This is a genomic window from Klebsiella planticola, assembly GCF_000783935.2.
In the GTDB taxonomy this organism is placed as follows: Bacteria; Pseudomonadota; Gammaproteobacteria; order Enterobacterales; family Enterobacteriaceae; genus Klebsiella; species Klebsiella planticola.
The window spans coordinates 242,027-264,570 of record NZ_CP026047.1 but is presented as its reverse complement, the minus strand read 5'-3'; the positions used below and the strand labels follow the sequence as shown (position 1 = coordinate 264,570).

Here is a 22,544-nt window from a genome sequence, read left to right as displayed (position 1 = left end):
GTTACTGCACGAACTATTTAGAGTAACCACTCAGACGGACAGTCCTCTCTGTCCGCTTTTTTTGTCTTTGCTGAACGTCTGCCCACGCGGGCGTTGAGCAAAGAACCCACAATCTGCCAGCCGACCGGATGCGCTTTGGTCCCCTTCACGGGAAACAGCGAGGGGCGGTAGCGTGTCCAGGAACCGACAAAGAGAGAGACTCATGGAAAATCCAGCCATCCTGCTGCGACGTCTGAACCCTTACTGTGCCCGTGCGATGGAAGGGGCGGCCTCGCTCTGCCAGAGCCGCGCGCATGCGGAAATTCTTCCGGAGCACTGGTTGTTGAAACTGCTGGAGCAGGGGGAAGGCGATCTCACGGTGCTGGCCCGTCGCTACGAATGGGATATGGACAGCATCTGGCAGGATTTGCTCGGCTGGCTGGATAAACAACCGCGCTCAGTGCGCCACCGACCGCAGCTCTCGGAAAACATCCAGACGCTGATGCAGGAAGCCTGGCTGATTGCCTCCCTTAATGGAGAAGAGCAAATCCGTAGCCTCCATTTGCTGATGGCGCTGGTCGGTAAGCCAAAACTGGCCCACTGTGACGGACTGTGGCCACTGCTGACGCTGGGTCAGAGTCAGTTGGTGCGCCTGCGTCCATTGCTTGATGCACAGTCTGATGAACGTCCCGAAGTACAGCAGGAAGCTGAACTGGCGCAGAGCCATGGCGGGGGAGTGGCGTTTGTCGGGCGCCCGGTTGGGGCTGAAGTGCAAGAGAGCGAGCTCAGCCCGGCATTACAAAACGCGCTGGATAAGTTCACCCTCGACGTCACCGCCAAAGCGAAGGAAGGCAAAATCGACCCGGTGTTTGGCCGTGATACGGAAATCCGCCAGATGGTGGACATTCTCTCGCGTCGCCGTAAAAACAACCCGATCCTGGTCGGTGAGCCAGGCGTGGGGAAAACCGCGCTGGTGGAAGGTCTCGCACTCAGAATCGCCGAAGGCAACGTACCGGAATCGCTCAAACCTGTTGTTCTGCGCACGCTTGACCTCGGCCTGCTGCAGGCGGGCGCCGGCGTGAAGGGCGAATTTGAACAGCGCCTGAAAAACGTCATCGATGCCGTGCAACAGTCATCCACACCGGTTCTGCTGTTTATCGATGAGGCGCATACCATCATTGGTGCCGGCAATCAGGCCGGGGGCGCAGACGCCGCCAACCTGCTGAAACCGGCGCTGGCGCGAGGCGAACTGCGCACCATCGCCGCGACCACCTGGTCCGAATACAAGCAGTACTTCGAACGCGATGCTGCCCTGGAGCGTCGCTTCCAGATGGTGAAGGTGGACGAGCCAGATGATGACACGGCCTGTCTGATGCTGCGTGGTCTGAAATCCCGCTATGCTGAGCACCACAACGTGCACATTACCGATGATGCCGTGCGAGCTGCCGTCACGCTTTCTCGCCGTTATCTGACAGGCCGTCAGTTGCCGGACAAGGCCGTTGACCTCCTCGACACTGCCAGCACCCGCGTGCGCATGAGCCTCGACACCGTCCCGGAACCGCTGACCCGCATCCGCTCACAGATTACCGCTCTGGAAATGGAGAAGCAGGCGCTGCTGGAGGATATCGCGCTTGGCAATCAGAGCCACGGTAAACGCCTGAGCGCCATTGAGCAGGAAGAGAACGACCTCATCGTTGCGCTCGACGAGCTGGAAACCCAGTACGGTCAGGAGCTGAAACTCACCGAACAACTGCTGGAAAGCCGCCAGGATATCTCCCGCCAGAGTGAGACTCACACGCTGCAACAGGAGCTGAACGGCATGCAGGACAGCCACCCATTGCTCTGCGTTGATGTGGATGTGCGTACCGTTGCAACGGTGATTGCTGACTGGACGGGCGTACCGCTGTCCTCGCTGATGAAAGACGAGCAGACCGGGCTGCTGACCCTGGAAAATGAAATCGACAAACGTGTGGTCGGACAGGATGTGGCGCTGACTGCCATCGCGCAACGCCTGCGTGCCGCCAAAACCGGACTCACCTCCGAGAATGGCCCGCAGGGCGTGTTCCTGCTGGTTGGCCCGAGCGGCGTGGGGAAAACCGAAACCGCGCTGGCGCTGGCGGACGTGATGTACGGCGGGGAAAAATCGCTGATTACCATCAATCTGTCGGAATACCAGGAGCCGCACACCGTTTCTCAACTGAAGGGTTCACCTCCGGGTTACGTCGGTTACGGGCAGGGCGGGATCCTCACCGAAGCCGTGCGCAAGCGCCCGTACAGCGTGGTGCTGCTCGATGAAGTGGAAAAAGCCCACCGTGATGTGATGAATCTGTTCTATCAGGTATTCGATCGCGGCTTTATGCGCGACGGCGAAGGTCGAGAAATCGACTTCCGCAACACGGTTATTTTGATGACCTCCAACCTCGGCAGCGACCCTCTGATGCAACTTCTGGACGAACAACCGGAAGCCAGCGAGGGCGACCTGCACGAACTGCTGCGCCCGATCCTGCGCGATCATTTTCAGCCCGCGCTACTCGCCCGCTTCCAGACCGTAATTTTCCGGCCTTTGGCTGAAACCGCCATGCGCACTATCGTGGAAATGAAGCTCGCCCAGGTCAGTAAACGCTTGCACCGCCACTACGGCCTGATCACCTGTATCGATGACCGCTTGTACGACGTACTGACCGCCGCCTGCCTGCTTCCGGATACCGGTGCGCGTAACGTGGAGAGCTTACTCAATCAGCAAATCCTGCCTGTACTGAGCCAGCAGCTGTTGACCTATATGGCTGCAAAACAGAAGCCGCAATTCCTGACGCTCGGCTGGAGCGAGGATGAGGGGATCTCACTGGATTTCAACCGTACTGAAGGAGTGAACGCATGAGCAACCATCCCCCGATAAGATTCAGCCACAACCACCACTGGCTTTCGGTGAAGGGGTGTGAAGCCGAGCTTGATGTGCTGGCATTTGAAGGCAACGAAGCCCTGAGTAAACCGTTCAGCTACCGCATTGAATTTACCAGTGGCGACCATGCCATCAGTAAAGAGATGATGCTGATGAAGCCCGCCTCCCTGACGCTGCAGGCCCCGGTTGATCAGGGCTATGGCAGTAAAATGCAGCAGCCGGTGCGGGTGATTCAGGGAGTGGTGACGGGCTTTGAACGCTTCGGCACCTCAAAAGATGAAACCCATTACGCCCTGACGCTGCAGCCGCGCCTGGCGCTGCTTGACCGTTCGCACCAGAATGCCATTTATCAGGATATGTCAGTGCCGCAAATCGTGGAAAAAATCCTGCGCGAGCGCCACGGCATGCGCGGTCAGGATTTTCTGTTCTCGCTTGCAAAAGAGTACCCGCGACGTGAGCAGGTGATGCAGTACGGCGAGGACGACCTGCGCTTTATCTCCCGCCTGCTGGGCGAAGTCGGTATCTGGTTCCGCTTCACCACCGATACCCGCCTGAACATCGACGTGGTGGAGTTTTACGACGGTCAGCAGGGGTATGGAAAAGGCCTGACCCTGACATCGGTGCCACCGTCAGGCCAGCACTCGCAGGGTGTGGACGCGGTGTGGGGAATGGAGAGCCATCATAACGTGGTGCAGAAGCAGGTCAGCACCCGCGATTACAACTACCGCCAGGCGACGGAAGACATGAACACCCAGGTGGGTGCGACCCGCGGGGATGCCACCACCTACGGTGATGCCTATCACTATGCCGATAACTACCTGACACCGGGAAGTCACCATGACCGCAATCCGGCCCCGGAGTCCGGGGCGTTTTACGCCCGCATTCGTCATGAGCGTTACCTGAATGGCCAGACGCAGACTCGTGCCATCACCAGCTGCCCGACCCTCTCTCCGGGTCAGGTACTGAAAGTCACCGGCGGTTACGAAGTGGCTGACGTTTTTGCTCATGGCGTGGTTATCACAGCCCTGCGCACGCATGCCCGCCGCGATAAGGACCTGGCGGTTGATTTCGACGGGATCCCGGACAGCACTGATTTCAGTTTCCGCCCTGAGCCTGGCTCGCGCCCGGTGATGGCCGGTACCTTACCGGCCCGCGTCACCAGCACCACCGAAAACGACACCTACGGCCATATCGATAAAGACGGCCGCTACCGGGTCAACATGCTGTTTGACCGTGATAACCGGGAGACCGGGTTCGAGAGCCTGTGGGTGCGCCAGTCACGCCAATATGCAGGAGATACCTACGGCCTGCACCTGCCGCTGCTGGCGGGCACCGAAGTGGCGATTGGCTTTGAGGACGGTAACCCGGACAGACCGTACATTTCCGGCGTGCTACACGACTCGGCGCACGGTGACCATGTCACTATCCGCAACTACAAACGTAACGTCCTGCGCACCCCGGCGAACAACAAAATTCGCCTCGACGATGAACGCGGGAAAGAGCATATCAAGGTCAGCACGGAGTACGGCGGCAAAAGTCAGCTGAATCTCGGGCACCTGGTCGACAGCGAAAAACAACAGCGCGGTGAGGGTTTTGAACTCAGAACCGACAGCTGGGGCGCCATCCGGGCGCAGAAGGGCATCTTCATCAGCGCGGACGGGCAGGCGAAGGCACAGGGGAATGTGCTGGAGATGGGCGCAGCGCTCGCACGGCTTTCAGCAGCATTAGTGGAGATGGAATCCCTTGCCGCCAGCGCACAACAGGCTCAGGCGCTGGCTGCCGATGTCAGCCGTCAGCAAAAACTCCTCAGGCAGAAAATCGAACAGCTGCATGAAGAGGTCATCCTGGGCAGTGCACCGAAAGGGATGGCGCTGGTGAGCGGTGAAGATATGCAGTTATCAGCCCGTGACAATCTGACGCTGACAGCGGGTAAGCAACTGGATATCGGTGCCCAGAAGGATTTCACGCTGGCTGCCGGTAAACAACTCAGCCTGTACAGCCGTGAGGGTGCAAAACTGTTCAGCTCGAACAACGATATTGATATTCAGGCGCAGGGCGGGAATATCACCACCTGGTCCACGCAGGACACGCATATTTCGAGTGGCAAGAAACTGGTTGTTACAGCCCAGGATGAGCTGACGCTGATATGCGGTGGCGGCTATATCAAAATCAAGGGCGGCAACGTGGAAATAGGCGGCCCCGGAAAACTGCTGGTCAAGAATGCCGGAATAAAGAAGGCCGGTTCAGGCAGTATGCAGGGCGTGATGAAATCATTTGAGCCTTCAACGTTTGATGAGAAATTCGTCATTACTCACCCTGTATCTGGTAAACCGTTGGCAAATCAGAATTATGATATTCATATGCCGGATGGAAAAGTTTTGTCTGGTGTCACTGATAGTTCAGGAAACTCATCATTAATAATGTCAAAAGCGGTTGATGGACTGAAGATCGTATTGAAGAAATAAAGAAAGGAACAGGGTTATGATAAATCTGATTATGCGCTTCTGCTTTATATATGTTGTGTCTGTTCTGAGTGGTTGTGTAGTGGGGCCTTATGGTGGCGGTGTTGCCTTTGTGAATCCTTTTTCTGCTATGAAGGATACGCAGAAAGAACCGGAAAAGAAAAAACAGCAGCCTGAGGTGTATGGCCCGCCGCAGATAATTTATCGCATTGATAAAGACCGTTACTTTACGCTTGAAGAGTACACCCGCTGCGAAAATGGGAAAACATTTTATAATAATGAAGCGAAAGGAATTCATATCCAGATTACACTCTCTTCAGGTTATTTATTTAAAGGACGTCTGTTCTGGTTATCAAACCGGGATGATTATCTGGCTTTTCCAATAACAGCAAATGATAATAAGGCAGCGTGTAAGGGATCTGATAAAGGGTGTCTGAATGTTGTTGCTGTGACAACAGATGGCGGGAAAACAGTACGCTCAGTGACGTACGGTTCAAATACACAAGATCCCAATGGTGATACAAAAGACTACGACATGCTGGTAACTAATGATGGATTTTATATGATTGAGTACGCTTTTAAGGAACGAACTCCGACTAGTGCGTATGCCTTGAAGTGGACATTTAGTCCGGCCACCAAAAAATCTAATCCTGCTTACCCTGGAGTAACGGGGCCAATTTATCAACCAGAGCTTTCTTTTGACGTTTCTCAGGTACCCCAGGAAATTATGCAATGTGATCGTAACCTTGAACCGAAAAACCAGTAGGAAGGAGTGTCAAATGAACAATAAAACGTCTCCTACACGAAAGGTCGAGGTCTATACTACAGATAATGGCGCTCCATTCTCCTATTCTGTGACATCACATAAAAATGTTAAAGTTAATGCAGAGGTTCAACCTCCCTTGCAATTGCCTGGACTGATTATATTCGTTCATGGAGTAAATTCTGAGGGTGAATGGTATGACCATGCTGAAAAGGCACTATGCGACGGATTGAATAAACGACTGGAATTGACATCTTTGGATGAGCAATTTCAGTTACTGGGGAACAAATATGAAAAAGCTTACTGGAGTGATGAACACACTACCTGGGTAGTGCCGCCGCGAAAAATAACTGAAGAAGGTCATTCTCCTGTTATCCGCTTTTACTGGGGTTATCGTGCTGCTGAAAATGAAACCGACAAATATGCGATCCCGCTAAAAAATAAACAGGGTGATAATTATTACGACCTGATGCCTGAGCAGCGAAAAAATAAAGGGCCCTTTTACTGGGGGGGCGGCCCGTTCCAGAATGGCTGCAACCAGCTGGTCAGTTTATGGAGTGAAAAAGGGTTTGATAACTGGCCTTCAGCACTGGGCATTCCGGTTCCATTCAGCACTCAATTACTGAACGGGGAACGCGACAGACTTCTTACAGCAGCTCCACCACGTCATTATTATGCTCATGCAGCAGGTCGTCTGGCAAAGCTCATTAAAACCATCCGTGACAAACATCCTGAAGATACAGTGACGGTGTTATCACACAGCCAGGGAACCATGATTGCCCTGGCCGCTGCTGCAATCGAAGCCCCGGATGCACTGTTTGTGATGAATTCGCCCTATGCGCTGGATAATGAAATGACAACTTATATTTCATATCCCATGAATGAAATCATCAGTAAAGAAGCCAGAGAAGCGACATTTGCCGATATTGTAAAGAAAGTGGCTGAAAACAAAACACGCCTGAAGAAACAAGGATATGAAAGATTACTGGCCGGGGCCAGCAGTGATGGCGAAAGCTGGACGCCGGAAGGTAAAACTCACGGAGGTGTGCCTGAGCGTGATAACCATGGCACAACATGGATCTACTGTAACCCTCATGATCGGGTGATGGGATCTGTGCCTTTACGCAGTATTGGCTGGCAGGGATTACCCAATACGGAAGCCAGTCATTTTACTGAACCTCATTCATTATTTAAAGCAGCAGGTGAGACACTATATGTTCGTATGCTTGGGCGAAATATTCCCTGTGGGGGTGAACCTAACCCGCAAACAAACTTTAGTGATATGGGCGATGGTAATCCATTCTGGGACAGTACGACATCAATAATGCAAAAAATGACTTGGCCAGAACCTATAAGAGGACAAAAACTGGCAATTAATGCCCCTCTGGTGCCAGAGCCGATGACAGCGAAAGAACTGGAGAATTTTGACCAGGATTATCGCAGTAAAGAAAAACAGACAGGAAAAATTGGCTATGGTTACGGACAAATAGATCCCGGCAAGAATATCCCCATTGATGTCGACTACCGCTATTATATATCGCTCTACGGCTATTTTGACCAGAAAATGAAACTCAAAGATCTCTCAGGGATTAAATTGCCCGGGCCGGGATCAAAAGAAGACCGTAACAGATATGAAAAACAGTCCAGAGAAGAAATGCTGGAAGATGTTCGTACTTATGTTCAGCGGCCTACAGATCACAGTTCGTTGCCAATGGATGAGCGCTTCATGAGCAGGGTCGTTGCCTATGATTTGCCAGTTGGCTATTGCTGGCACTCCTGGGACAGGGAAAGCCTTGCTGAATTACGTTATCAGGCTGACTGGCTGGAAAGTGACGACTATTACTGGACAGGTAAACTGACGATCCCTGCTATGCCTGCAATTATAAGAAGAGATGTGGCAGTCGATGCCGCAGAAAAGAGAACCCATGAAATGGAACGGCTGCAACTCAAAAAATAACATCAACGGTTGGCGATGCATGCACTTTAATTTTAAGGAGTGAAATATGGGGAAATTTGCCGTCGTTTTGGGAGACGCCACTTCGCATGGTGGCAAAGTCACATCGGCCTCATCCAGTTTCGATATTTCAGGGAAGAATGCTGCACTTTTAAATGACACCGTCAGTTGCCCAGAGCATGGCACAAACAAAATCATTGAGTGCGATGTTTCTGCGTATGAAGAAAACGGGCGCGGAATAGTATTACATGGCTGCCAGACGCAGTGTGGTGCGAGCGTCATTGCAAGCATGCAGGATATGGAGGTTGGCTGATGGGATGGTCTCTGCCGGAAGTGTCTGAAAAAGAGCTGGCACCATCCTGGTCACCGTGGGTTTGTCTGTTGATTATTATCCTGGGTCTTTTCATTGGACTGCTTGTGGCTGTGCTGAAATCACCAACAACAGGATTACCTTCGTTAAGCAGCGGGTTCTGGTTGCCACTGACGATCCGAACATTTTCCGGCATTGCGGCAGTCATCGCCGTCTACAGTTTTTGCTGGGAAACGCGGGCAATTCGTGTCTGGAACTGGAATGAGTGGTGCCGGAACATGCGTCTGAAGTGGCGCTTACGTGCACATCAGCATCTCGTCATTCTCAGCCATGTTTTCATCGCTGCTGATATGGGGCTGTTGCCTCGTCTTGCACATACCCAGGAAGAGGGAAGTGCAGACATTCCGCCTTTAACGGTGTTGCCGGACGAACCGCTTACTCCCGGCATTTCACGTTTTGAGCAGTTACTTCACCATCTCATTGCTCAGATAACACCTTCTATTCAGCGGTATTATCCCGTGGGCTCGCTCCAGATTATTGTTCAGACCAATGGTAGCGACAAAGATCGTGAATCTCAGTCATTCCATCGCATCTGGTCAGTAGGTCCCACACCTTGGAATGTCGACGTTCATTTTCAGGATGCAGATTCATCCTTTGGTGACTGGAATCAGTTTGTAGGGTCAACAAAGCGCCCCGTACTGGTACTGGCGATGCACTATCGGTTACCCGACGATGTTTTGCCGGAATTTGCCAGTGCGTTATTTTTGATGCCACCGTCAATGCTGAATCAGGGAGAACAAAAAAATGCGTTACGGCTTTTCCGGGCGATGCCGCTCAACACCCGTACGCTTGCAACCGAACTTAGTGAATTACGGGATATGGCCCTCACGCCTGCCAGCAAGAAACATCTTGTCTGGCACAGCGGACTGTCAGATGCACCACGGCGGTCAGTGAGCAGAGTGCTGAATGACCTGTCGGTCCCTCTGTATGATGGCATCGGTACTGGCGGCGTCATTGATTATGACAGCGCATGCGTCCGGTATGGCGGTCTTGCTGGCTGGGCAATGATCGGGGCTGCGGCTGAAATGGCCGCTTATGGCCCCGCCTGCCAGTGGCTTCTTCTCGAAAGTGAAGATGATGCCTGGGCAGTAACGCTCGGAAACGTCGACCCTGCAGCCGGGTATGGTCATTGGGTTATTCAGCCACCGTTTCCCGGGGGCTCTGTTCTGATGGCGTTACTGCTGAATGTCGGGCTGTACAGCCTGATGATCAACTATTTCCCTTCAACGGCATTATCCTGGTCAGGGATCTCTCTTCTTCTGCTGTCACTGCTAGTGACATTACCTGGGCTGGTCATTTTGCTGCGACGAATTACAGCCCGTCTTCAGCGCCCCGAATTTATCAGGGTCGCGCGACAGTCCGGAAAGGAATAACCGGCATGAAAAAGGTTTCAAAGCCCTTAGGAGCAGGACTACTCATCGTGGCAGTCCTGTTGATGATACTCTTTGTTCTAGCACAGACAACGCAGTTGCCCTCTGGAAACGGTGACGATAATTTCTGGTTCGTGCTGGCAGGTGTTATCACCTTAACAGCCGCACTATGCTCTCTGGTATTTTTTATGTTGTCCGGGCAACAAAATCTTTCTCCCGTTACGCCTGATGGCGGAACTAGTGACAGTCAGGAAAGAACGCCGGAACAATATTATTTTTCAGCACTCAGCAAGCATCTCAAAAGACGTTACACATTGCTCTGGCAGCGTAAGGTGCAGTTGCTGCTGGTCACCGGCGATGAGGCGGCAATCGAACAGCTGGTACCAGGCCTGCAAACCAACCAGTGGCTTGAAGGTAACCGTACCGTTCTGATTTACGGCGGCAGTCTGACTGCTGAGCCCGATCGCGAAAAATACACCGCGCTGCGCAAGCTGCGCCGCGGGCGCCCACTGGACGGCATTGTTCGCGTCATGCCGCAGTCGCTTAATCTGACCCCACAAATCAGCGACAGCGATTTACGCGGACTGGAAAAAATCAGCGAACTGTTGCGTTACTCTGCGCCGGTCTGGCTGTGGCAACTGTGCGACAGCGCCTGGTCGCAGACTACACGCCCTGAGCAGGCGGTCGGAGCCCGTTTCCCGCTGCGTGCTAAGCCTGACGATATTACCCGCCAGCTAGAACTGCTGCTACCGGTCCTGCGAACGCAGGGGGTGAGTCAGGTCGCTGAGAACAACGGTCACGACTTCCTGCTGCGCCTGGGCCAGCGTCTGAAAGACGGCGGTATCGCCCGCTGGGCTCAGCAACTGGTGCCATGGCTCTTCGACTCTCAGCAGCGCGTTCCACTGCGTGGCCTGATGTTCAGCCTGCCAGGCGATAAAACCGCTGATACATCTGAGAGAGCAGCAGCACCTGCATCTGCCGATGCTGAGAAATATGTCCCGGAATCGCAACGCCATGCGCTGACCCTGCCGGGGTCCTGGCAGGGTATCGTTGACGACTGCGCCCGCATACGTGGCCGCCGTGTCGGTATGGCGTGGGAACAGACGCTTGCCTGGACGCTGATGGCCATTATCGGTGTCTGGGGAGTGGGGACGCTGCTGTCGTTCGCTGTCAACCGCATGCAGATAGTTTCTGTTGCTGAGCAGGCTCATGCCCTGGTAGAGCATCCTTCCGTATCGGATTACCAACTGACGGCCTTGCATACTCTGCGTAATGACGCCGGTCGCCTGCTGCACCGTGTCCGGGAGGGAGCGCCCTGGTATCAGCGCTTTGGTCTCGACCACAACCCGCAGCTGCTGAACGCGATGCTGCCCTGGTACGGCGTGGTGAACAACCGACTGATTCGCGATCCGGCGAATGTCGCCCTGACGCAAAAGCTCAGCGCGCTGGCTAACTCAGCGCCGAACAGTGACCAGCGTGCGCAGCTGGCGAAACCGGGCTATGACCAGCTGAAAGCCTGGCTGATGATGGCCCGGTCGGATAAAGCCGACGGCGCGTTTTACGCGCAGACCATGAAAGTGGTGCAGCCGACGCGCATAGGCATCTCAACCGGGTTGTGGCAAAGCCTGTCACCGGATTTGTGGGCGTTCTACATCTCCGAACTGCCAAAGCAGCCGCAGTGGAAAATTACGCCGAATACGCAACTGGTCAGCCAGAGCCGCCAGGTGCTGTTGCAGCAAATTGGGCACCGCAATGCCGAAAGCACGTTGTATGAAAACATGCTCAAATCGGTACGCCGTAATTTTGCCGATGTGTCTCTGGAAGACATGACCAGCGGCACCGATGCTCGCCGCCTGTTCATCACCGAGGAGGTGGTGCCAGGCATGTTTACCCGCCAGGCATGGGAAGGGGGGATTCAGCAGGTCATCGAGAAAGCGGCCAGTTCGCGCCGCGATGAAATTGACTGGGTGCTGAGCGACAGTCGAAAAGCTGTCTCCTCAGACTTGTCACCGGAAGCACTGAAAGCGCGTCTGACGCAACGTTACTTCACCGACTTTGCCGGCAGCTGGCTGAGCTTCCTGAATAGTCTGCGACTTAACCCGGCAAACAATATCGCTGACGTCACCGACCAACTGACGTTGATGAGTGATGTCCGTCAGTCACCGCTGATTGCCCTGATGAATACGCTGGCGTGGCAGGGGCAGACCGGCCAGCAAAGCGAAGGGCTTTCGGACTCCCTCATCAAATCGGCTAAAGACCTGGTGGGCGGGAAAGACAAACCGGTGATTGACCAGTCTGCGTCAGGCCCACAGGGGCCACTGGATGAAACCTTTGGCCCGCTGCTTCAGCTTCTGGGCAAAAACACCAGCAGCAATGTGATGTCGGCTGATAACTCACTGAGCCTGCAAACTTACCTGACTCGCATCACCCGCGTACGTCTCCGTCTGCAGCAGGTAGCCAGCGCCTCTGACCCGCAGGAGATGATGCAGACCCTGGCGCAGACGGTATTTCAGGGTAAAAGCGTTGACCTGACCGATACCCAACAATATGGCAGCCTGATTTCGGCAAGCCTTGGCGAGGAGTGGAGCGGCTTCGGTAACACGATGTTTGTGCAGCCGCTGACCCAGGCCTGGGAGACCGTACTGCAGCCGTCGGCAGCGAGCCTGAATGATAAGTGGAGCCGCTCGGTGGCGGCGAACTGGCACACCGCATTCGACGCACGCTTTCCGTTTGCCGCCAGCAAAAGTGACGCCTCGTTGCCGATGCTGGCTGAATTTGTGCGCAAGGACAGCGGACGAATTGATCGCTTCCTGACGACAGAGCTCAGCGGTGTGCTGCACAAGGAAGGCAGCCAGTGGGTACCGGATAAGGTCAACAGCCAGGGGCTGAGTTTTAACCCGGCCTTTCTGCGGGCCATTAACCAGCTTAGCCAGCTGTCAGACATTCTGTTCACCGATGGCAGTCAGGGCATCAGCTTCGAACTGCAGGCGCGTCCTGCACCGCAGGTGGTGGAAACCCAACTGACAATTGATGGACAAAAGTTGCATTACTTTAACCAGATGGCCGACTGGCAATCTTTCCGCTGGCCGGGAGAAACGTATAAGCCAGGCACGATGTTGACCTGGACCTCAACCAGCGCCGGTGCGCGCCTGTTTGGGGATTACAGCGGCACCTGGGGCTTTATTCGCTGGCTGGAGCAGGGCAAGCGCCAGCAGCTTGATCGTAGCCAGTGGATGATGAGCTTTACCGCCCCGGACGGTCGAATCCTGCAGTGGGTACTGCGCTCACAACTCGGAAAAGGTCCGCTGACGCTGCTGGATCTGCGCGGTTTCACGCTGCCGGATCAGATATTCAGTGTCGACAGCGCGGCCACCGCTCAGGCGCTGATGGACAACAGCGGAAACAGTGACATCGATGGGAGCGAATGATGAGCACTCTGCAGGATCTGGTTGCCGCCTGTCAGGCGGATAAAAACCTGCTGTCGCAACAGGCGCAGGTACGCACGGAAAGCTGGCATCCCTGGCTTGCCCCGGTCAGCGATACCAGTCCGACGGGAGCAGACCCGGGATATGACGAGGATTTTCAGCGTATCCGCGAAGAGGTCAACAAACTTTCCGGCATCAATACCGGGCTGATTTGCACGCTTGCTGAAAAGCTGCTGACTGGCACCGCTAAAGATATCCGGGTTGCCACCTATTACTGCTGGGCGCGCCTGCACCAGGACGGCGAAGCCGGTTTTGCCGAAGGGCTTGAGCTGCTGGCGGGGCTGTTGCAGCACTATGGGACGAAACTTCACCCTCAGCGGGAGCGGAGCCGTAAACCGGCGCTGGAGTGGCTCGCAGGCTCCCGTGTTCTCGATAGCCTGTCACTCTGGCCGGAAGTGGTGCGCGAGGATGCCCTGCGCACAGCCGGTGCGCTGCTGCTCATCCGCAACAGTCTGGAAACCGGGCCGGAAGCGTCACGTCCGGAGATGAATGCCCTGTACAGCGCGCTGGAATCTCGTCTGATGAAGGCCGGTGGCGTGGATGCGGTGGTGCCGCAAAACGCCGGTAACAAGGGGCAGTCACAGACCTCCGCGCCTACGACCGAGCCTGACGCGCCGGTCCTGAGTCGCATCACGTCCGGTCAGGATTTACTGGCCCAGGCCCGAATCCTGACCGGATATTTGCGTGAACAACCCGATGGCTGGCTTGCGGCACATCGGCTAATGAAAAGCCTACGCCATGACACGCTGAGCGCTATTCCGGCACCGAATGCCGAAGGGAAAACGCGTATCGAACCGCCGCGGGCTGACCAGCGGGCCATGCTCAAGCGGTTGTACCTGCAGCAGAGCTGGCTGGAAATACTGGAGCAGGCGGACAGCACCTTCTCACGCGGCGCTAATCATCTCTGGCTGGATTTGCAGTGGTATATCCATCAGGCCCTGCTGAAGTCCGGGCAAGCAGTGCTGGCCGACATCATCACCGCCGACCTGAAAGGGCTGCTGCGCCGCCTCACCGGACTTGAAACGCTGGCCTTTAATGACGGTACGCCCTTTGCCGATGAGGTCACGCTGAACTGGATAAATCAGAACGTGCTGGACGACATATCCGGCTGGCGGGATGAACCGGTCAATGCCGCCAGAGGGGCTGACAACGACATTCTGGCACTTGAACCAGAAGCACTGGAGAAAGCTGACAGTGACGGACTGGATGCCACTCTTCACTGGCTGCAAACACGCCCGGGTACCGATGCCATAAAAGATAAATGGCTACTGCGCCTGCTGATGGCCCGCGTGGCCGAACAGAAAGGTAAGAATGAACTGGCCCTGCATCTGCTGAGGGAACTCGATAGCGCTGCGCAGTCCATCACCCTCACGCAGTGGACGCCGGCACTGCTGTTTGAAGTGAAATCGCGTCGCCTCAGACTGCTGCGCATGAAAGCCACACGTGGTGAAACCGATAAATCACGGTTACAGCCTGAGATGGACCAGCTTCTGGCCGGTCTCATTGTGCTCGACCCGGCAAGCAGCGCGGTGCTCTGCGGGTAAAAACGCCTGGCATACCTTTAAAATTCATATATTCAGGTTTTTATGGACGACTTAACCCTGCGTTATTACGACGCCGAAATGCGCTACCTGCTGGAAGCTGGCGAAGAGTTTGCCCGTGCTCATCCCGAGCAGGCGGCAATGCTCAATCTCGATAAAGCGGGGGCGCGCGACCCGTACGTGGAACGCCTGTTCGAAGGCTTTGCCTTCCTGATGGGCCGGCTGCGAGAGAAGCTCGATGACGATCTGCCGGAACTGACCGAAGGGCTGGTCAGCCTGCTTTGGCCACACTACCTGCGCACCATTCCGTCGATGTCGGTGGTGGAGTTCACCCCCGACTGGCGTGAAATGAAAGAGCAGATGCGCATTGTCAAAGGTTTCGAGGTTAACTCGCGGCCGATCGGTGAGAAGGGCACTCGCTGCCGCTATACGACCACCAAAGAGATCGCGCTTCAGCCGCTGTCGCTGGAGCACGCCCGCCTGTCGTCAGACCCTGACGGGCGCTCGGTCATCAGCCTGCGCTTTAACTGCAGCCATCTTGCTGACTGGCGTCGTGTCGATCTCAGCCAGATCCCGTTCTACTTTAACGCCGATGCACCGCTGGCCTGCGCCATGCATGAAGTCTTTACCATGAACACTGCGCGTCTCTGGTTGAGAATGCCAGGCGACGTGGACAGAAGACCGCTGGACGGATATTTCACCGCGTTGGGGTTTGGCGATGACGACGACCTGTGGCCGAGAGGGGGCAGCAGTTTTAGCGGTTACCAGCTGCTGCTGGAATATTTCACCTTCCGCGAGAAATTTATGTTCACCGGCCTGCGTGGGCTGGAGAGGGTGGAATTCCCGGCTGAGCTCCCCTGGTTTGAAATCGACGTGGTGCTGGCGGAACGCTGGGAGCATGACTTCAGCTTTACCGAAAAGCATCTGCGTCTGAACTGCGTGCCGGTGATTAACTTGTTCCCGCTGGAATCTGACCCGCTGACGCTCAACTCTCTGCAAACCGAATACATGCTGCGCCCGATGCGCGTGCAGGATGGCCATACTGAGATTTACGCAGTGGATTCGGTGATGTCTTCCAGCCAGCACTCTTACGTGCCGTTCTCGAGCTTTCGCCACAAGGGCGGAATGCTGCGACACGACGCGCCGGAGTATTTCTATCATACCCGCGTGCGCCGCGGCCCGTCCGGGCTACACAATACCTGGCTTATCCTCGGTGGCGAAGCGTTTGATAACCACACGGTGCCGGAAGACGAAAGCCTGTCGCTGACGCTCACCGGCACCAATGGTCAGTTGCCTCGCCGGGCGCTACAAAGCGCCGTGCTCGATACGGTGATGAAAACCACTTCGGCCAGTATCGCCGTGCGCAATCTGTGCGCGCCGACGCTACCCTGTTATCCGCCGGCGCAGGACCGTTTTCACTGGCGCGTGCTGAGCCACCTTGGCAGCGGTTTTCTCTCAATGATGGATAACGCTGACGTGCTGCGTGGCACCCTGGCGCTGTATGAGTGGACTGATAGTGAGATGAACCGCCGCCGTCTGGAAGCCATCATCGATGTGAAGCACGGTGAAGCTCAACGCTTCGAACAGGGCTATCTGGTGCGCGGCGTGCAGATTGAGGTGACGTTGGATAGTCACGGCTTTGCCGGACGTGGTGACATCTGCCTGTTCGGCGAGATGTTGAGCCGCTTCTTTGCGCTTTACACCGACATCTATCTGTTTAACCGCCTGATTATCATTCTACAACCGACCGGAGAGCGCCTGGAATGGCACGAGAAGCACAACCGCCGCATTCCCGGCTGACCCCGCGGCTGGAGGCCGATCTTCACCGCATTAACTTTTATCGTTTTTGTCAGTTGCTGGAGAAACGTAATCCGCACAGGCCGCTGATGGGCTCGACCAGCCACCCTGTGGATGATCCGGTACGCTTTGCCCCGCATCCGGGGATGGGGTTTCCGGCCAGTGAGCTGAAAGCCGTTGAATATGATGAGGATGATGACAGCAAACCGCCGGTTATCCGCGCCACATTTATGGGGATGTATGGCGTGGATTCCCCCTTGCCGACCGCCTATCTTGATGACATCACCCAGCGCCGGGAAGGGCATGAGGCGCTGCAGGGCTTTCTGGATATTTTCAGCCACCGCATCCTGACGCAGTTTTATCGCATCTGGCGTAAATACTCTTACCCGGCCACGTTTGAGCCAGGGGGGACCGACACCATTTCGCAGTCACTGCTGGGCCTGGTGGGGCTGGGTATTCCCGGCACGGCGAACCACATTGCCACGCCGGTATCCCGATTTCTGGCGCTGCTGGGGGTGCTGCGCCAGCCTGGTAAAACCCAGGAGGGGATGCAGGCGTTGGTGACCCTGCTGGCCCCGGAGACCACCGTCAGGGTCAGCCCGTATTGTCTGCGGCCTGTGGAAGTCAGCCGGCCACTGGGCTTTTACGGCGATGGTGATTTTCTGCTGGACGGCAACACCCCCCTGGGTGACGAAGCGATGGATGCGGGCAGCCAGCTGCTGGTTGCGCTCACGACGGATAACGAGCAGGAGGCGCAGGGCTGGAAGCCGGATGGTCTGCTGTACCACGATTTCCTGGTGATGCTGCGTGTTTATCTCGGCTGGCGCTTTAAGGCAAAAATCACCCTCACCACCCGGACCCGTCTGTTGGCCGCTCCGCCGCTCGGCGACGGTCCTTTCTGGCTGGGCATGAACGGCGTACTGGGCATGGAAGGCGATGACCTCCCGGAGGATCTCCCTCAGACCTTTACGACAGAACTGGGTGACTACACCGGGCTGGAGCCTGCGACACCACAACAAGGAAACCGACGTGTTACGTACAAATTTAACTAAAACTGCGCGCTGGCTGTTACCCCTGCTGGGATTCAGTCTGGCGGGCTGTGGGGTGACCCAGGGCATCACCGATGGCACCAAATCGGCGTTTAACGCCGTGTTCTACAAAAAGATTAAGGTGTTGCACCTGGATTTCACCGCCCGTGAAGCGCTGAACACCGACTCCCGCGAGAGTAACTCGCTGTCTGAGCCAGTGGTGGTCCGTGTCTACCAACTGAAAGACCGCAAAACCTTCGACAAAACGGTTTACCAGCAATTGCTCCAGGATGGGGATAGCATTCTGAAAGCTGACCTGTTGGCGAGCCGTGATGTGGTGGTGAAGCCGGGCGGAGATGCGAGCCTCAACATGCCAATGGAAGCCGGTGCGCAGTTTGTGGCAGTGGCGGGACTGTTTCGTCACCCGGATATGGTTAACAATACCTGGAAGCGGGTGATTCAGCGTGAAGACCTCGATCCGGATAAGCCGCGCATTCTGGAAGCCAGTAACAATCATCTGACGCTGCAACCGCTCAAGGACGACTAATGCCCCGGGAACATCGCACGCCTTCGCTGTATGAAATGCTCACCGGTCATTTTACCGGTGGCCTTGCTGTCAATCAGGTCAGTGAAGAAAATCAGGTCATCCTGTCTGTGCTGGACAACATGCTGCGGGTTCTCAACTGCCGTGCCGGGACGCTGGCGCACCTGCCGGATTACGGGCTGCCGGATATGACCAGAATCCTGCAAGGAATGCCGGGTAGCGCCCATGAGCTGATGGCGACATTGTCTGCGGTTCTGCTGAAATATGAGCCGCGCCTGAAAAAAATAACCGTTGTCCTGCAGAAACAGGAAATTCCAGGTGAACTGCACTATGCCATTGACGCTGAACTCAACGGTGTTGGCCTGGTGCGCTACGGCACCGAGTTTATGCCCGAAGGGCGGGTCCTGCTGCGACACCTGAAGCAACGGCAGTATCTCGACACGACAACCCGCATGTAAGGCCGGATAGCGCCATATCAGTCATATCTCCGGGCCTCAAAAATCCTCCATAGTTTCAGACACGTCAGATGGATATCTGGTCATGAATGACATTACCCCACATAAAATTAAAACCGGCGGCGATCCGCGTACCCTGCCGGATTATGCAGCCCTACGTGATGAATTGAGTAAGCTGACCCATCCGGCGCGCCCGGATGTGAACTGGCAATATGCCGAAAAGCTCTGCCTTTCATTATTTGAACAAAACGGTGTTGAACTGCAGACGGCTGCCTGGTATACGCTTGCGCGGACGCAGCTGGCCGGATTGTCTGGTTTAAATGAAGGGCTGGCAATCCTGGAGGCCCTGATAAGCCATCAGTGGGGCGCGCTCTGGCCTCAACCTGTACATGCCCGCATCGAAATCCTCAGTGGTCTGAGTCAGCGTCTGCAGCAACGGATGCGCACGCTCCTGCCGAATTACAGCGACCTCTGCCAGCTATATCGGGCAGAGCAGTTGCTTACCGCTCTCTGCGTCGTGTTACAGCGCCTGGAACTTAAACACCTGAGTCAGTTTGCTGCCTTGCGTACGCTGATGCACAACAATGCCGCCCGGCTGGAAAACGGTGATGACACCTCCGGTTGTGCTGGGGCGAGCATTGAGACGGGGATCGGGCTGCCTGCCACGGTAATGAATGGTTCAGAGGGAGCAATGAGCGCTCCGGCTGGTGGTCCGCCGGAAGGGAGTCGCGCGGCGGATAGTACAGCGAAGCGGGTGTATGTCGCGCAAGCAGAACACCAGGCGAATATCGGAATACAGGTGGCAATGCCCGCGCCGGTAAACAAAACGAAATCCTTTGTCGCCGGGATGTGCACCATGCTGGTGGTAAGCGTGGCGACGGCGTGGGGTTGGCATACCTTACTGCGGTCTGATCCACTCCAGACTCAGCTCGCCGCCTCGCTTGCGCCGTTACCTGCAACGCTCACACCTGCACAGCTGGATGTGTTGCGCCAGCGATCCTCGTTATCACCTGCGGTTATCACACAAACGCAGCAGCAGCTTGCCCGACTGGACAAGCTTCCCCCTGACTGGAATATCGCCTGGAGCAGGCAGCTTCTGGAACAGGCTCAGACGCTTTGGCCGGAGCAGGCTAAATCTCTGGCACAACAGTGGCAGCAACAGCTTACTGCTGCCTCATTGCCGGCAGAAAATCTCAATGGCTGGTATCAGGGAATGACGACGCTACAAAAACTGAGCGGCAGGCTGAACCGGCTTGATGAGCAGAAGGGGAAATACATGACGGTCAGTGAGCTGAAATCAGTGGTCTTTTCCGCCATGCAGTCCTTTAATCAAGCTATACCCGCTGAAGAGCAATTGCGGGCATTATCACAAACGCCTGCCGGCAAACCTTTACCGGTTGCTGACAGGACTCAACTGGAGATGCATCTGAAGCAATTGGCTGCCCGTTATGCTGAAATAAAACAGAAGGCATCAGAATAAAACTTATATTATTCATTATGTTAATTTTATTGGCGTGCCAGATAGCCTGTCGGCTTTTTTACTCTTTCCTGACAATCGCTTTCCCTCTATTCCGCCATCCACCGTCCGACGGTTTGCAAGTCTGTAAGCGTGAGCAAGAGATATTTCATGCGCGGACACGTTGAGCCGTTATGTTGACCATGAGATAGAGTCCGTTGCTGTCGAACAGGCGTTTTATTAAATAGTTGGTACGTAAGGGGTTGAGCGAACTGTGTCGGATTGTGGCGAACGGCTAAGAAGTGTCCCCTGCAGGAATCGAACCTGCAACTAGCCCTTAGGAGGGGCTCGTTATATCCATTTAACTAAGGGGACGAAGCGGCGGGAGTATAGCGTTTTTTTCCTTGTTCGTTAAGCATCTATGGGTTGAATGCTTAAACTCTCGCCACTTAAGGGTGTTTTTTTGCCTTGAGCCGCTCCTTTTTGTCGTTGCTCATGTCGTTGCGAATCTGCGCATGGCTGAGCAGCGCAAAAATAAAAGTGCCGCCGCAAATGTTGCCAGCCAGCGTCGGCAGCGCGAAAGGCCAGATGAAGTCTTGCCAGGGCAGCGAGCCGTTGAAGACCAGGTAAAAAATCTCAACGCTGCCGACAACGATATGGGTGGTATCGGCGAGCGCAATCAGCCAGGTCATCATGATGATCACCACGATTTTTGCCGCGCCGGCGGCGGGAAACATCCACACCATGGTCGCCACCAGCCAGCCGGAAATAATCGCATTGGCGAACATTTCAGACGGCGTATTTTCCATGACCTTTAAACTGATCTCCTGAAACGCGCCGCGGGTGGCATCGTCAAAAATCGGCATCATATTAAAGGCCCAGGCCGCAATTGCCGTACCGACCAGGTTACCAATAAGCACCACGCCCCAGAGCCGTAGCAGGAGGCCGATATTCCCGGGCGTCGGCTTATGCATGATGGGTAATACCGCGGTGACGGTATTCTCGGTAAACAGCTGCTGGCGAGCCATGATGACAATAACAAACCCGAAGGTATAACCCAGATTCTCCACTAAATAACCACCGGGAAGTTCGCCCAGGTGAACATGGAAAATCCCTTTCGCCACCATCGAGGCCCCCATCGACAGACCAGCGGCTACCGCTGACCACAGAAGTGCAAGGGCATCGCGCTCCAGCTCTTTTTCCCCCTCCTGACGGATCTCTTCATGGGTGGCCATTGCACGCGAGGGCAGGCGTTTCTCGTTGACCTCAATCGGTTCGCCATCCTGTTTTTCATCGCTTTCAACCTCCACCTCTTCGCTATGAGGGCGCTCGTGAGGTTTGGGATCTGTCGTCATGGCATTTCCTCCTGCGTTTTTTCATTCTCATAAGCGTAGAGATGTTTCACCCGACTGGCCCGGGATAACCTCCTAAATTTTTGCTGATGGCAAGAATAGCAATACGAATATTGCAAAATATGTATAGAATCAGGGCGCAACAATTATGCCAAAGAAGGCTATGCTGAAAGCAGGCACCAGATTGCAATTTGCTTCGGGTGGTATCGTCATGGAGGCAGTGGTCCCCGGATAGCCCACCGCAATAGCCAAAATTAACAGGGAGACACCTATGAATTTTCGCCTGTCGGCGCTTGCGCTTGGCGCCACATTGCTGGTGGGATGTGCCAGTTCCAGCTCTGGCGATCTGCCGCAGGGGCGTTCAGACCCGCTTGAAGGGTTTAACCGTACGATGTTCGACTTCAACTTTAACGTGGTGGATCCGTACGTGCTGCGTCCGGTTGCCGTTGCCTGGCGTGATTATGTCCCGCAGCCGGCGCGCAATGGGCTGAGTAACTTCACCAGCAACCTTGAAGAACCGGCGGTGATGGCGAACTACTTCCTGCAGGGCGATCCCTATAAAGGTATGGTGCACTTTACCCGCTTCTTCCTTAATACCCTTCTCGGAATGGGCGGCCTGATTGATGTCGCCGGGATGGCGAACCCGAAACTGCAGCGTGTTGAACCGCATCGCTTTGGTAGCACCCTGGGTCATTATGGCGTGGGTTACGGCCCTTACGTACAACTGCCGTTCTATGGCAGCTTTACGCTGCGTGATGAAGGCGGTGATATGGCTGATGGTCTTTATCCGGTCCTTTCCTGGCTGACCTGGCCGATGTCTATCGGTAAGTGGGCGGTTGAAGGGGTTGAGACCCGTGCTCAGTTGCTGGATTCCGACGGCCTGCTGCGCCAGTCTTCCGACCCGTATATCATGGTTCGCGAAGCCTACTTCCAGCGTCATGACTTTATTGCCAACGGCGGTAAACTTACGCCGGTCGAGAACCCTAACGCTCAGGCGATTCAGGGCGATCTGAAAGATATCGACTCGCAGTAAACGCGAGTAAATATGACAATAAAAAAGGGTGAACTCGCGTTCACCCTTTTTTTATG

The 22,544-nt window shown here is 55.2% G+C and carries 15 protein-coding genes and 1 tRNA gene; 14 read left to right on the top strand and 2 right to left on the bottom strand.

All coding sequences use genetic code 11. The annotated features are described in order from the left end of the window. The first annotated feature begins 202 nt into the window (after nt 1-202). From tssH to MC50_RS01105, 13 genes are all read left to right on the top strand, one after another. On the top strand, nt 203-2,857 hold the full coding sequence (gene tssH / locus MC50_RS01165; protein ID WP_047663358.1) for a type VI secretion system ATPase TssH: 2,655 nt from the start codon (nt 203-205) through the stop codon (nt 2,855-2,857). Further along, complete coding sequence (gene vgrG / locus MC50_RS01160; protein ID WP_047663357.1) at nt 2,854-5,343, top strand: type VI secretion system Vgr family protein; 2,490 nt, start codon at nt 2,854-2,856, stop codon at nt 5,341-5,343. Before tssH ends, vgrG begins: the two co-directional genes overlap by 4 nt. Nucleotides 5,344-5,359: 16 nt before the next feature. Next, entirely contained in the window at nt 5,360-6,106 is a 747-nt protein-coding gene (locus tag MC50_RS01155; protein WP_047663356.1) for a T6SS immunity protein Tli3 family protein, read from the top strand. Between the two features lie 13 nt (nt 6,107-6,119). After that, nucleotides 6,120-8,060, top strand: a complete 1,941-nt coding sequence (locus MC50_RS01150; RefSeq protein ID WP_047663355.1) for a T6SS effector phospholipase Tle3 domain-containing protein — start codon at nt 6,120-6,122, stop codon at nt 8,058-8,060. A gap of 46 nt (nt 8,061-8,106) precedes the next feature. After that, entirely contained in the window at nt 8,107-8,370 is a 264-nt protein-coding gene (locus MC50_RS01145; RefSeq protein WP_047663354.1) for a PAAR domain-containing protein, read from the top strand. Further along, the gene (locus tag MC50_RS01140) at nt 8,370-9,800 is read left to right on the top strand and encodes a hypothetical protein (RefSeq protein WP_047663353.1); all 1,431 of its coding nucleotides are present in this window, start codon (nt 8,370-8,372) and stop codon (nt 9,798-9,800) included. Before MC50_RS01145 ends, MC50_RS01140 begins: the two co-directional genes overlap by 1 nt. A 5-nt stretch (nt 9,801-9,805) precedes the next feature. Then, on the top strand, nt 9,806-13,225 hold the full coding sequence (locus MC50_RS01135) for an ImcF-related family protein (RefSeq protein WP_047663352.1): 3,420 nt from the start codon (nt 9,806-9,808) through the stop codon (nt 13,223-13,225). Further along, nucleotides 13,225-14,826 (top strand): type VI secretion system protein TssA, encoded by a 1,602-nt coding sequence (tssA, locus tag MC50_RS01130; protein ID WP_047663351.1) that lies wholly within the window; start codon nt 13,225-13,227, stop codon nt 14,824-14,826. Before MC50_RS01135 ends, tssA begins: the two co-directional genes overlap by 1 nt. 42 nt (nt 14,827-14,868) lie before the next feature. After that, nucleotides 14,869-16,623, top strand: a complete 1,755-nt coding sequence (gene tssF / locus MC50_RS01125; protein WP_047663350.1) for a type VI secretion system baseplate subunit TssF — start codon at nt 14,869-14,871, stop codon at nt 16,621-16,623. Further along, on the top strand, nt 16,587-17,672 hold the full coding sequence (tssG, locus tag MC50_RS01120) for a type VI secretion system baseplate subunit TssG (RefSeq protein ID WP_102990871.1): 1,086 nt from the start codon (nt 16,587-16,589) through the stop codon (nt 17,670-17,672). The genes tssF and tssG overlap by 37 nt, the downstream gene beginning before the upstream one ends. Beyond that, on the top strand, nt 17,650-18,195 hold the full coding sequence (gene tssJ, locus MC50_RS01115; RefSeq protein ID WP_047663349.1) for a type VI secretion system lipoprotein TssJ: 546 nt from the start codon (nt 17,650-17,652) through the stop codon (nt 18,193-18,195). Before tssG ends, tssJ begins: the two co-directional genes overlap by 23 nt. Further along, the gene (gene tssE, locus MC50_RS01110) at nt 18,195-18,650 is read left to right on the top strand and encodes a type VI secretion system baseplate subunit TssE (protein ID WP_032686611.1); all 456 of its coding nucleotides are present in this window, start codon (nt 18,195-18,197) and stop codon (nt 18,648-18,650) included. The genes tssJ and tssE overlap by 1 nt, the downstream gene beginning before the upstream one ends. An 82-nt stretch (nt 18,651-18,732) precedes the next feature. After that, complete coding sequence (locus MC50_RS01105; protein ID WP_047663348.1) at nt 18,733-20,127, top strand: VasL domain-containing protein; 1,395 nt, start codon at nt 18,733-18,735, stop codon at nt 20,125-20,127. A gap of 279 nt (nt 20,128-20,406) precedes the next feature. On the opposite strand, the gene MC50_RS01100 is transcribed toward MC50_RS01105, so the two are convergent. Both MC50_RS01100 and MC50_RS01095 read right to left on the bottom strand, forming a co-directional pair. Further along, nucleotides 20,407-20,478, bottom strand: a tRNA-Arg gene (locus MC50_RS01100). A gap of 74 nt (nt 20,479-20,552) precedes the next feature. Next, nucleotides 20,553-21,458: a formate/nitrite transporter family protein gene (locus MC50_RS01095; protein WP_032695493.1), complete on the bottom strand. Its 906-nt coding sequence runs from the start codon at nt 21,456-21,458 to the stop codon at nt 20,553-20,555. 268 nt (nt 21,459-21,726) lie between these two features. On the opposite strand from MC50_RS01095, the gene mlaA reads away from it, so the two are divergent. Beyond that, complete coding sequence (gene mlaA / locus MC50_RS01090; RefSeq protein ID WP_015583753.1) at nt 21,727-22,488, top strand: phospholipid-binding lipoprotein MlaA; 762 nt, start codon at nt 21,727-21,729, stop codon at nt 22,486-22,488. The last annotated feature ends 56 nt before the right edge of the window (nt 22,489-22,544 follow it).

Coding starts and splice junctions, on each gene's coding strand:
- tssH (WP_047663358.1), top strand. CDS start 203: ATGGAAAATCCAGCCATCCTGCTGCGACGTCTGAACCCTTACTGTGCC.
- vgrG (WP_047663357.1), top strand. CDS start 2,854: ATGAGCAACCATCCCCCGATAAGATTCAGCCACAACCACCACTGGCTT.
- MC50_RS01155 (WP_047663356.1), top strand. CDS start 5,360: ATGATAAATCTGATTATGCGCTTCTGCTTTATATATGTTGTGTCTGTT.
- MC50_RS01150 (WP_047663355.1), top strand. CDS start 6,120: ATGAACAATAAAACGTCTCCTACACGAAAGGTCGAGGTCTATACTACA.
- MC50_RS01145 (WP_047663354.1), top strand. CDS start 8,107: ATGGGGAAATTTGCCGTCGTTTTGGGAGACGCCACTTCGCATGGTGGC.
- MC50_RS01140 (WP_047663353.1), top strand. CDS start 8,370: ATGGGATGGTCTCTGCCGGAAGTGTCTGAAAAAGAGCTGGCACCATCC.
- MC50_RS01135 (WP_047663352.1), top strand. CDS start 9,806: ATGAAAAAGGTTTCAAAGCCCTTAGGAGCAGGACTACTCATCGTGGCA.
- tssA (WP_047663351.1), top strand. CDS start 13,225: ATGAGCACTCTGCAGGATCTGGTTGCCGCCTGTCAGGCGGATAAAAAC.
- tssF (WP_047663350.1), top strand. CDS start 14,869: ATGGACGACTTAACCCTGCGTTATTACGACGCCGAAATGCGCTACCTG.
- tssG (WP_102990871.1), top strand. CDS start 16,587: ATGGCACGAGAAGCACAACCGCCGCATTCCCGGCTGACCCCGCGGCTG.
- tssE (WP_032686611.1), top strand. CDS start 18,195: ATGCCCCGGGAACATCGCACGCCTTCGCTGTATGAAATGCTCACCGGT.
- MC50_RS01105 (WP_047663348.1), top strand. CDS start 18,733: ATGAATGACATTACCCCACATAAAATTAAAACCGGCGGCGATCCGCGT.
- MC50_RS01095 (WP_032695493.1), bottom strand. CDS start 21,458: ATGACGACAGATCCCAAACCTCACGAGCGCCCTCATAGCGAAGAGGTG.
- mlaA (WP_015583753.1), top strand. CDS start 21,727: ATGAATTTTCGCCTGTCGGCGCTTGCGCTTGGCGCCACATTGCTGGTG.